The 10,968-nt window shown below is 59.5% G+C and carries 11 protein-coding genes; 7 read left to right on the forward strand and 4 right to left on the reverse strand.

The genetic code is table 11. The annotated features are described in order from the left end of the window. Together ACRXB1_RS19685 and ACRXB1_RS19690 are read left to right on the forward strand one after the other, a co-directional pair. A partial coding sequence (locus ACRXB1_RS19685) for a DUF2968 domain-containing protein (protein WP_449492942.1) occupies positions 1–549 on the forward strand: 549 nt, incomplete at its 5' end. Between the two features lie 394 nt (positions 550–943). Next, complete coding sequence (locus tag ACRXB1_RS19690) at positions 944–1,645, forward strand: OmpA family protein (protein WP_062002536.1); 702 nt, start codon at positions 944–946, stop codon at positions 1,643–1,645. A gap of 104 nt (positions 1,646–1,749) precedes the next feature. On the opposite strand, the gene ACRXB1_RS19695 is transcribed toward ACRXB1_RS19690, so the two are convergent. Genes ACRXB1_RS19695 through ACRXB1_RS19705 form a run of 3 tightly spaced genes read right to left on the reverse strand, consistent with a single transcriptional unit; the run spans position 1,750 to position 3,338 of the window. Beyond that, positions 1,750–2,271 carry a methylated-DNA--[protein]-cysteine S-methyltransferase gene (locus ACRXB1_RS19695; RefSeq protein WP_449492943.1) on the reverse strand — a complete coding sequence of 174 codons (522 nt, stop codon included), beginning with the start codon at positions 2,269–2,271 and terminating at the stop codon, positions 1,750–1,752. Positions 2,272–2,305: 34 nt separating this feature from the next. Continuing rightward, the gene (locus ACRXB1_RS19700; RefSeq protein ID WP_449492944.1) at positions 2,306–2,566 is read right to left on the reverse strand and encodes a hypothetical protein; all 261 of its coding nucleotides are present in this window, start codon (positions 2,564–2,566) and stop codon (positions 2,306–2,308) included. Then, positions 2,559–3,338, reverse strand: coding sequence for a DNA/RNA non-specific endonuclease (locus tag ACRXB1_RS19705; RefSeq protein ID WP_062172304.1), 780 nt, complete (start codon positions 3,336–3,338; stop codon positions 2,559–2,561). Before ACRXB1_RS19705 ends, ACRXB1_RS19700 begins: the two co-directional genes overlap by 8 nt. A 173-nt stretch (positions 3,339–3,511) precedes the next feature. On the opposite strand from ACRXB1_RS19705, the gene ACRXB1_RS19710 reads away from it, so the two are divergent. From ACRXB1_RS19710 to ACRXB1_RS19730, 5 genes are all read left to right on the forward strand, one after another. Continuing rightward, on the forward strand, positions 3,512–4,579 hold the full coding sequence (locus ACRXB1_RS19710; RefSeq protein ID WP_449492945.1) for an alpha/beta fold hydrolase: 1,068 nt from the start codon (positions 3,512–3,514) through the stop codon (positions 4,577–4,579). Positions 4,580–4,926: 347 nt separating this feature from the next. Beyond that, positions 4,927–6,333 (forward strand): circularly permuted type 2 ATP-grasp protein, encoded by a 1,407-nt coding sequence (locus ACRXB1_RS19715; RefSeq protein WP_062002541.1) that lies wholly within the window; start codon positions 4,927–4,929, stop codon positions 6,331–6,333. A 69-nt stretch (positions 6,334–6,402) separates the two neighbouring features. Beyond that, positions 6,403–7,356 carry an alpha-E domain-containing protein gene (locus tag ACRXB1_RS19720; RefSeq protein ID WP_062003617.1) on the forward strand — a complete coding sequence of 318 codons (954 nt, stop codon included), beginning with the start codon at positions 6,403–6,405 and terminating at the stop codon, positions 7,354–7,356. A gap of 23 nt (positions 7,357–7,379) precedes the next feature. Next, positions 7,380–8,177, forward strand: coding sequence for a transglutaminase family protein (locus ACRXB1_RS19725; RefSeq protein WP_062002542.1), 798 nt, complete (start codon positions 7,380–7,382; stop codon positions 8,175–8,177). Between the two features lie 163 nt (positions 8,178–8,340). Next, entirely contained in the window at positions 8,341–9,210 is an 870-nt protein-coding gene (locus ACRXB1_RS19730; protein WP_075358928.1) for a proteasome-type protease, read from the forward strand. Between the two features lie 164 nt (positions 9,211–9,374). On the opposite strand, the gene ACRXB1_RS19735 is transcribed toward ACRXB1_RS19730, so the two are convergent. Continuing rightward, entirely contained in the window at positions 9,375–10,547 is a 1,173-nt protein-coding gene (locus tag ACRXB1_RS19735) for a porin (RefSeq protein ID WP_062002544.1), read from the reverse strand. Positions 10,548–10,968 lie beyond the last annotated feature (421 nt).

The following is a 10,968-nucleotide window of genomic DNA, read 5'->3' on the forward strand; positions in this document are numbered from 1 at the left end:
AACGGCGCCGCTGATGTGCCGCAGGCCACGGCGAACGGCAACATCGCGGAATTGCAGCAAATGATTCGCGACGGCAAGGTAAAGGAATTGCGCACGACGTATAACGGCAGTTATGGCGCAAGCATGTTGTTTTACCCGGACGAAATGACTTTCTACATTGCGTTGTTCCAGCAAAAGAAATTCTGGCGCGTCATCAAGACTCAAGCCGACGCACGGGCGGAAACGGTTTATGCGGACTTTGCAAAGAATAGCGCCGCGCTTGCCGATACAGAAATCCGCCGAACCAAACTCGAGGCGGAAAAGAACTTTGCGGATCGGCTGATCGCGGTTCAGCAACAGCGCGCGAACCGCTTGCAGGCTGACCTTGAAGTGGCGCGTGCACAGCAAAGCCAGGTGGTGGACCGCCAGGCGGAGCAGCAGGAGGCAATCCGGTCGCTGCGTGCGGAGCAGGATTCGGCGCAAGCGCAATTGCGCGCGTTGCAAACCAAGGTGCAGGACCTGCAACGTCAGTCCGACACCGACCTGATGCCGTTGCCGTTTCCAAAGTAACGTGCGTCTGACGGAGCGAACGTTGTAGAGCGTTCCGCCGCTGCCGGTTTCCGGCAGCATTCCAAGTTGTGAAAAAACGGCTGCCTTCGCAGCCGTTTTTTATTGCTGCAACAGTAATAGCCTGCCAAAACTTTTCTTAATATTTACATTTAAAGCTTGTTTCCAAAGTCGTCGCGCGCTGTTTCATTAATTAGGAATTATCCAGTAAGGAATGCTTGATTCCACGTGCTAACATTTCGCGCGATTTCGGATTCCAGATCATTTTAGGATTATCCGAATCGAAGGCTTGAGGCGAATAAGGTGGCTGTGGAAATCGGGTAATTGTCTGATGGCCCGACCAGTACGCGTTTGTCTCGATATCTCAGTCACATGTAATTTCGAAACGGTAAACAGGATGTCTAATAAATTAATCGCTGCAGGCTTGTTGTCAATCGGCGCCCTCGCTGGCTGCTCCAGTGCTTCGGGTCCCACGTTCAACGCAAATCAGATCCAGACCGCCAATGGCGCGCAGGTTTATCGCGTGGAATGCCATGGTTTGTTTGAAGGCGTCGCTGAGTGCGTGAAACAGGCGCAGAAGATTTGCGGCGACAAGCCCGCATACAAGCTGGAGACCATGGAACGCCTGCGCGCTCCCTCGGAAGATGCTCTGGACCCGCGCGTCCTGACGTTCCAGTGCGGCGCACCGGCTCAACCGGAAGTGGCCCCCGCACCGGCTCCGGCACCCGTGCCGCAAGCGGCGCCGGAAATGCCGCGTCAGATCGACCTGAGCGGCGACGCGAACTTCGCAACCGACAGCGCCACGCTGACGCCGCACGCGAAGAGCACGCTTGATGAGTTCGTTGCTGCTGGTCAGAACGTTCAGTTGCGTCAGGTCGAAGTATCGGGTTACACCGACTCCACAGGTTCGGCATCGCACAACCAGCGTCTGTCGCAGCGCCGTGCGGAATCGGTCATGCAATACCTGAAGAGCAACGGTCTGCGCTCGCAAAACTATTCGGCGCAAGGTTTCGGCGCGGCGAACCCAGTGGCGTCTAATTCGACGGCAGCGGGCCGCGCGAAGAACCGTCGCGTGGAAATTCGCGTCAGCACGCAGTAATCGCAGCGGGCGTTTCTACCAACGCCACGACGTAAAAACCCCGCAAGCGCGTAGCGCTTGCGGGGTTTTGTGCTTGGGGCGACGCTGCCGTATGTTTTGACCAGTTAGAACAACGTGAGTTGAGCGCGGCCGGGGCCGCCTTCGAGCGTCAGCAAATGTTGTTTGCGCTCCATGCCGCCCGCGTACCCCGTCAGTTCGCCATCAGCGCCAATCACGCGATGACACGGCACGATAATCCCCACTGGATTGCGCCCGTTAGCCGCGCCCACCGCTCGCGATGCCCCCGGCGCATAGCCCATGCGGCGCGCGAGATCGCCGTAAGTCCACGAATTTCCGAACGGAATTTCCAGCAATGCCGCCCAGACGCGTTGCTGGAAGTCGGTTCCATTCAAGCGTAATTTGACGGAAAACGCGGTGCGTTCGCCAGCGAAGTACTCGGCGATCTGCTCCATCGCTTCAGCGATAACCAGCGACCGCGGCGCGCCGGTATCGATGAGACCTGCGGGAAAATGTTTCTGCCCGACGAAGAACAGGCCGGTGAGATGTTCATCCTCTGCGCGATACGCCAGATGGCCCAGCGGACTCGGTGCAATGTGACATTCAATCAACACAACAGTGTCTCCCATCGTTTATCAAGTCTGGATGCAGCTGGTTTGCAGCCTAGATAAACGGATTATCGGTCTTGCCGGCCGGTTTCACCGGCTCGGCGGCCAGTTTGACAGGCAGCGCGGCGTCGTTTCGCAGTGCATCGACGATTGCGTTAACGGCTTTCTGCAGCGCCAGCGCAGTCGCCAGCCCGGCCTTGTCGCGGGTGATCGTCAGATTGCCGGACACGGACAAGCGCGCGGGATCATTTGCGATCACGAGTGCGTCGCCGTCGATGTTGAGTGTGTCGGTATCGTTTGAGAATGGCTTAAACACCTTTCAGTCCTCCAATGCGTTGATCTTTCAGCGAGTCGGGAATGCCTGGAAACTGCAGCCCGCTCATGGCTTCCAGTTCGTGGACCGTCTTGACCGTGTATTCGTTCGTGGGCGTGTTGTCCACGACGACCGCGAACGCCAGCTTGCGTTGTGGCATGTACACCACCTTGTACAACTGGGTAGGCACCAGCACGCGCGACTCGCCGATGGTCTGCAACTGCCGTCCGGAAAAAATCGGTCCGGTCACGACATAGGCCTCGCCGGATTCTTCCACCAGCCGTCGCACCGCTTGCTCGATGCGCGACCAGATGCGCCGGTTGTTCGACGGGTTTTGCGGCACGACGTTCGCAAGCGAAAACGATTCGGCCATGCTTTTCTTGTCCCATCGGTCGCCGGCCGGGCTCATATGGCCGCGATCGTAACCGCTGCGCTTGTAGTCGGAGAGCGTGGCGCTGTCGCCGGGCGGCAATTGTTTATCGACGAAAAAGCGGTTCGTGCGCGCGTTGTCGCGAGCGTCGTCGATGTGTTGCGCCGTCAGATGTTCAGCCGACCACAAAGGCCCGTGTGTCACGCCGGAATGGAGGACCGCGAAATCGGAATAGCAAAGCTGCTGCGTCGATGCGCGCATCTTCGCGTTCACCACGATGGGCGCGCGGCCGTCCGGGCTGAACTGCGGGCAATCGGCCGCAAGCGCGGTCAGGGATAGCGTGCAGCCTAGCGCGGCCAGGAAAAGTGTGAAGCGTGTCTTGAACTGCGAGATGCGGATCTGCATGTGAAAGGCGGGATGGTCGTTTGTGCGAGGCGGCAGTATAAGCGCACGGTATGCGAAAAGCGTTCGTTAGCGATCAGCGCTCGCACACGATAAAATTCCCTCGCCGCGGCAGCGTGGCCCAAGCGCCCGAAAATGTCGGTCCTTCCTGTTTTTATCTGCGAGTTCTTGCGCCCATGACTGTGACCCGCCGCATGTTCTGCGCTGTTGTAGCTTCGGTTTCCTTGCTTGCATCGCCGGTGTTTGCCAACGCCGTGTCAACGGACGAGCCGGCATCTGCCACTGCGACCGCCACCGATAACGACGGTCCCGTCTACGGTCCCGAATTGCAGGGCTTCGACTATCCGTATCCCGTCGGTCAGTTCGCAATTTCATCGCAAAGGCAGGTCGTGCGCATGGCGTACATGGATGTGGCGTCGAAGAATCCGAATGGCCGCACTGTGGTCCTGCTTCACGGCAAAAACTTTTGCGCGGCGACGTGGAAAGAGAGCATCGATGTGCTGACGAACGCGGGTTATCGCGTGATTGCGCCGGATCAGATCGGTTTTTGCAAATCGACCAAACCCACGCGTTACCAGTACACGTTCCAGCAACTCGCCCGCAACACGCACGCGCTGCTCGAGGCGCTCGGCGTGAAGAAGGCGACGCTCGTGGCGCACTCCACCGGCGGCATGATCGCCGTCCGATACGCGCTCATGTACCCGCAGGAGACCGAGCAACTCGTGCTCGTGAACCCGATCGGCCTTGAAGACTGGAAGGCGAAGGGCGTGCCGTCGATTTCCATCGACGACTGGTATACGCGCGAGCTGAAGACCACCGCCGACGGCATTCGCAAGTACGAGCAGTCCACCTATTACGCGGGCCACTGGGACGCGCGCTACGAGCCGTGGGTGCAAATGCTGGCGGGGATGTACCGCGGGCCGGGCAAGGATCTGGTGGCGTGGAACTCGGCGCTGCTCTACGACATGATCTACACGCAGCCGGTGGTGTATGAATTTGGCCAGATCCGGACGCCGACCCTGCTGCTGATTGGCGACAAGGACACGACGGCGATCGGCAAGGATCTCGCACCTCCGGATATCCGGCCTACGCTCGGGCGATATCCCGAACTGGCGAAGCAGGCTGCGGCGGCGATTCCGGGCGCGAAGCTCGTCGAGTTTCCGGATTTCGGCCATGCGCCGCAAATGCAGGATCCGCAGGCGTTTCACAAGGCGTTGCTCGAAGGGCTTTCGGCGCGCAACTAGTTTCAATGCAATGCGCGGCGGTAAATGCCGGCCGCGCATTGGACACCGCCTCGAAAATCCACGTTCAAGAATCCGTGACCTGGCCTGCCGTGCACCAAACGGGGGCAGGGCGCGGATGACGCTTGGCATCGGCGAAATCCGGTCGCACCTGTTTGAAGCAGCGCCCCCGCATAACCCGCCAAAACAATGAGTAAAAACAAGTATTAAAAAAATGGCACGGCTGTTGCTTTATTGGGGATACTGAAACTACGAGAGCGTCGGACAAAAGGCGTGGCCAGGCGGCAGCATCTATACCGCCAATCCACCCACGAGCGGCATTCGCGCCGCGATCAAAAAAGGACGCACAGATGCAGATCTACGACGAAATGCGTCACGAAGAAACCGTGCGGGCGCACTACGCGCGGTTTTCCCGGTGGCTTTCCACGCAAAGCCCCGAAACCATCACGCGCAAACGCGCCGAAGCGGATCTGCTGTTCCGGCGCGTGGGCATCACGTTCGCCGTAAATGGCGACTTGTCCGGCACCGAGCGCCTGATTCCCTTTGACATGATTCCGCGCATCATCCCCGGGGATGAATGGCGCAAGCTCGAAGCGGGTCTCAGGCAGCGCGTGCGTGCGCTGAACATGTTCATCCGCGATATTTATCACGATCACGACATCGTCCGGGCGGGGAAGATCCCGGCTGAGCAGGTGTACACCAACGCGCAGTATCGGCCGGAGATGCAGGGCGTGGATGTACCGCTCGACGTTTATGCGCACGTGGCCGGTGTCGATGTGGTCCGCGCCGGCGACGCGGGCGAGTTCTACGTGCTGGAAGACAATCTGCGCGTGCCGTCGGGCGTGTCGTACATGCTCGAAAACCGCAAGATGATGATGCGGCTCTTCCCGGAACTGTTTGTGCAGAACCGCATTGCGCCGGTGGCGCACTATCCGGATTTGCTGCTGGAGACCCTGCGCTCCATCGCGCCGGCCGGCGTTGACGATCCCAACGTGGTCGTGCTGACGCCCGGCATGTACAACTCGGCGTATTTTGAGCATTCGTTCCTCGCGCAGCAAATGGGCGTGGAACTGGTCGAGGGCAAGGATCTTTTCGTCGATGAAAACTATGTCTTCATGCGCACGACCCAGGGGCCGAAGCGTGTCGATGTGATTTACCGGCGGCTCGACGACGACTTCATGGACCCGCTCGCGTTTCGCACGGACTCGGCGCTGGGCGTGCCGGGCTTGCTGACGTCGTATCGCGCGGGCCGTGTGGCGTTGGCGAATGCAATGGGCACAGGCATCGCCGACGACAAATCCATCTACCCGTTCGTGCCCGACATGATCGAGTTCTACCTCGGCGAGACGCCGATCCTGAACAACGTGCCGACGTTCCAGTGCCGCAAGCCTGACGATCTCGCGTACACGCTCGCGCATTTGCCGGAGCTCGTCGTGAAGGAGGTCCACGGCGCGGGCGGCTACGGCATGCTGGTCGGGCCGGCATCGACGAAAGCCGAGATCGAGTCCTTCCGTGAACGCCTGATCGCGCGGCCCGATGGGTACATCGCGCAGCCGACGCTTGCGTTATCCGCGTGTCCAACCTTCGTGGAATCGGGTATCGCGCCGAGACATATTGATTTGCGGCCGTTCGTGCTGTCCGGCAAGGAAGTGACGATGGCCGCCGGCGGCCTCACGCGCGTGGCATTGAAGGAGGGTTCGCTGGTCGTGAATTCGTCGCAGGGCGGCGGCACGAAAGATACCTGGATGGTGGATTAATCACTCGAAGGGCTACGGCCTCGAGCGTGGCGCGGTTTCAGCGCTGCATAACAACGGAACGCCATCATGATGCTAAGCCGTACAGCCGATCACCTTTTCTGGATGGCCCGCTACATGGAGCGGGCAGAGAACACGGCACGCATGCTCGACATCAACCTGAAGGGCATGCTGCTGCCGCAGACGCCCGAACAGATCGCGCGTGCGCAGCGCTCGGTGTTACGTATTTCGGAGCTCGAATCATTTTTCGAGCAGCGTTTCCCGGGTTCGGATTCGCTCGAAGACATGCTGCATTTCATGGTTGCCGACTCGGGCAATCCGTCGAGCATCATTTCGTGTCTGCACGCGACTCGAGAAAACGCGCGCGCCGTTCGCGGCACATTGACCACTGAAGCCTGGGAAACCATCAACTTCACCTGGCTCGAATTCGGCGAAAAGCTCGCCGCCGGCGAACTCGAAAACAGCCCGGATACGCTTTTCGAATGGGTCAAGTACCGCTCGAACTTGTGCCGCGGCGTGATGGTCGGCACGGCGCTTCACGACGACGCCTTCTGGTTCATCCAGCTCGGCATGTACCTGGAACGCGCGGACAACACGGCACGCATCCTGGACGTGCGTTTTGCCGATGCCGAGCCCAACTCCCGCGAAGCCGCCCGGCAACTGGAAGACTTCTATTACTGGACATCGATATTGAGTTCGGTGTCGGCGCTCGAAATCTACCGCAAGGTGTATCGCGATGTCGTGACGCCTTCGCGCGTGGTCGAGTTGCTGATCCTCAACGCGCAAATGCCGCGTTCGTTGCTGGCATCGCTCGATGGCGTTTGCGAGACGCTCGACAAGCTGCGCACGAACGGATCGAACGATTGCGAGCGCTTTGCCGGCAAGCTGCGCGCCGACGTGCTGTACACGGATATCCGCCAGATTCTCGAAACCGGTGTGCACGCCTATTTGACGCAATTCCTGAAACGGGTCGATGAGTTGGGTGTACGCGTGATGCGTACGTTCCTCATGTTGCCTCTCGCCTGAACGCATCCGTACTGGGAAAAATCATGCTTCTGACCATTCGGCATCACACAAGTTACCGTTACGCCGTGCCCGTGCAGTATTCCATTCAGCAACTGCGCATGACGCCGGCCAACGGCTCGGCGCAGATGGTGCGGCGCTGGCATATCGATACCGTCGGCAAGCTCGACGTCACTCGCGATGCGTATTCCAACACCCTGCATACGCTCGTGCTGACCAAACCGCATACCGAGATCAACCTGTCGGTGACGGGGCAGGTCGAGACCACCTTGCTCGACGGCGGCCGCCTCAACGACGGCCCCGGCCGGATTCCGCTGCAGCATTACACGTGTCACACGGCGTTGACCGAAGCCGATGCGTCGATCCGCGAACTCGCGCATTCTGTATCGAAGATCGACTCGCCGGCGGCACTGATTGCGCTGGCTGAGAACATCGAAGGGAAAGTGCAGTTCAAGGCGGGCGTGACAGCCGTCACGAGCACGGCGGCTGAAGCGCTGAAACTCGGCAACGGCGTGTGTCAGGATCACGCGCATCTCATGCTCGCCTGCTGCCGCTCGCGTGGCGTGCCCGCGCGTTATGTGAGCGGTTACATCGATCCGGGCGATGTGCCGCATGCCGCAAGCCACGCGTGGGTGGATGTGTGGCTCGACGACGTGTGGGTATCGGTGGATGTGACGCACGCCGCGTTCGCGAGCGGCCGATACTGCCGGCTCGCTGTTGCGCGCGACTACGAAGCCGCGGCGCCGGTGCGCGGCTCGCGGGTGGGCGGCAAGGAAGAGCGCATGAGCGTGGATGTATCGGTGCAGGCAATGGCCGATCAGTAACCAGGCGGCACCTTTGCTTTTCGCTCAAGTGCGCGCCGGATCTGCCGATATGTTAAAAGTAAATGAACGGTGAGTTTCGGCACACGTTTTTCAGCACCTTTCTGGCCCGGTCCGGCGAGAGCGCGCTTACAATACTGGTTTGCTTCTTTCAGGGATTCGACGGATGACTTATTGCGTGGCAATGCGCGTTGACGAAGGACTGGTTTTCCTGTCCGATACACGCACGAACGCCGGGGTCGACCACGTCAGCGCGGCCCGCAAGATGGCGGTCTTCGAACAACCCGGCGATCGCGTCCTGGTGCTGCTTGCGGCCGGCAACCTGGCCTTGACGCAAGCTGTCATGCAGTTGTTGTCGGAACCGGCTCCTGAAGACAAGCTCACGCTCTACAACGCGCCTTCCATGGCGGATGCGGCAAGGCTCGTTGGCGAAGCCGTTCGCGAGGTCCACAGGCGGGACGCGGCGACGCTCGCGGAATTCAGTGTGGACTTCAATTGCAGCTTCATTCTTGGCGGACAGATTCGCGGCGCGAACACGCGCCTGTTCATGATCTATTCGGCGGGCAATTTTGTCGAGGCGTCGCTGGTGAGCCCGTATTTCCAGATCGGCGAATCGAAATATGGGAAGCCGATCATCGATCGCGTGATCACGCCCTCCACGCCGCTCGATGAAGTCGCCAAGTGCGCGCTGGTTTCGATGGACTCCACGTTGCGATCCAATCTGTCGGTAGGCTTGCCGCTCGATCTGCTGGTCTACGAGAAAGACTCGCTGCAGGTAACGCGTTTTTCCACGCTCGATCACGACAACCAGTATTTCCAGATGATCCACCGCACGTGGGGCGAACGCCTGCGGCAGATCTTCGGCGAGATTCCGAATCCCACATGGGCCGATCCGGCCAATGTGCCGCTGCGGGCGCGCGAGACGGTATCGAGCGTGCCGCGCGTGGTGCACGGCGACGCGTTGACGCAGCCGGATACATCGGCGCCGCCTTTCCAGACGCTGATGCAGCCGGATACCGGACGATCTCAGCAGTAGGTTTTCCGCCGGATGCCGTAAAAAAAAAGCCCGCTGTCGAAAGACAGCGGGCTTTTTGCTCGATGGTCGTCACGTCTTGACGGTCGCACATAAAAAAACAGCCATCGACCTGGGGCCAATGGCTGTTTCTGGAATCGAAGCCGAAACCGGCTTCAGATCCAGCTTTAGAACTTGTGACGGATACCGACGATCACGAGTTCCTGGTTGCTCGTACCAGCGTAGCCGTACGAACCGATCGAAGCTTGCGCAGCCTGATCGACGCGAACCGTCTGGCCTGCTGCATTCGTCGTGTACGTAGCTTGCGTACCGCTTGCGTGCTGGTAAGCCGCTACAGCGTAGAAGTCCGTACGCTTCGAAACCGAGTAGTCCGCACCCAGCGAAGCCTGGTGGTACTTGGCCGACGTATCGCCGCTTGCCTTCTCGTACGTGTAGCCTGCGCCCAACAGCAGAGCCGGCGTAGCCTGGAAGTTCACGAACGCGTTGCCGATGTTGTACTTCTGCGTCGACGAGTATGCCGAATTGCCGTCCGGTGCGTACTGCGCATTGCTGTACGACGCGCCGACCGTTACCGGGCCGATTGCGTACTGGGCAGCAGCGCGAGCGATACCGATCGAGTGAGCGGTCGTGTAGCCGTTGTTGATCGGGCCATCGAACAGCGAATCCGACGACGGGCTGTTCCATGCCGGTCCGCGGCCAGCGCTCGGGTTGCTCGAGTAGAAGTAGCCAGCAGCCAGGCCCAACGGGCCGTTGTTGTATGCAACTGCGCCCGACCACGTCTGGCCTTGGCCAGTCGTGCCAGCGAGATTGCTGAAGCCGTACAAACCTTCAACTTGCAGGCCGGCCCAGTTCGGCGACACGTACTTGACAGCGTTCGACGTACGCAAGCTGTTGTCGTAGTTGTCTACGTCGCCCGGGGTTGCGAAGGCCGAACCGAAGTAGTTGTCAGCCGTGATGCCTTGCACCATGTCGACCAGCGGGTCGTATTGACGACCGATCGTGACCGTACCGTATTGGTCAGCGGTCAAACCGACGAACGCTTGACGGCCAAATTCGCGGCCGCCCTGGCCAAGACGGCCTGTGCCCACGTCAAAGCCGCTTTCCAACTGGAAAATTGCCTTCAGACCGCCACCCAGGTCTTCCTGACCCTTCAAGCCCCAACGATCGCCCGACAGGTTGCCGTTGATCATGCCGACCAGCTTCTGATTGCCTTGTGCGTTGTGCACGTAGCCGATGCCCGAGTCGATCACGCCGTACAGCGTCACGCTATTTTGCGCTTGGGCTGCGCCAGCTGCGCCGAGCAGTGCCAGCGAAAGGGAAGTCAGTGCGAAACGTTTCATCGAGTTCTCCACGCGAAGATTTAAATTCGTTGTTGCCGGCGCAGAGAATAACGCAGCGTTACAACAGTGAAGAACCAGAAAATAAAACGTGTCTCGAAAATCAGACACTTTGCGCGTTGAACAGGAAGAAGCATTGCAGTCAAGCCTGTCAAGGGCTTAGCGCGGGATTCATCTATTGAAATAAGCGCGACTGGACTTTCCTGCGAAAGTTCCCGTTAATGAATGGCCGGTAGAAGTCGGTCCAAATCTTTATTAGTTTTTTACTAATTCAGCGTTATAGCAATACGTTATGGCGTATTACTCGATACAGCCTTTTTGAAGAAAGCCGGCACCGCAGAACGATGCCGGGCATTGCCCCTTTAGTCCATGCGCGGCGGCTGATCCCGCCCCGACAGCAGCGCGAGCGCAATGCCTGGCATCA

The sequence above is a fragment of the Caballeronia sp. M23-90 genome (assembly GCF_053574605.1).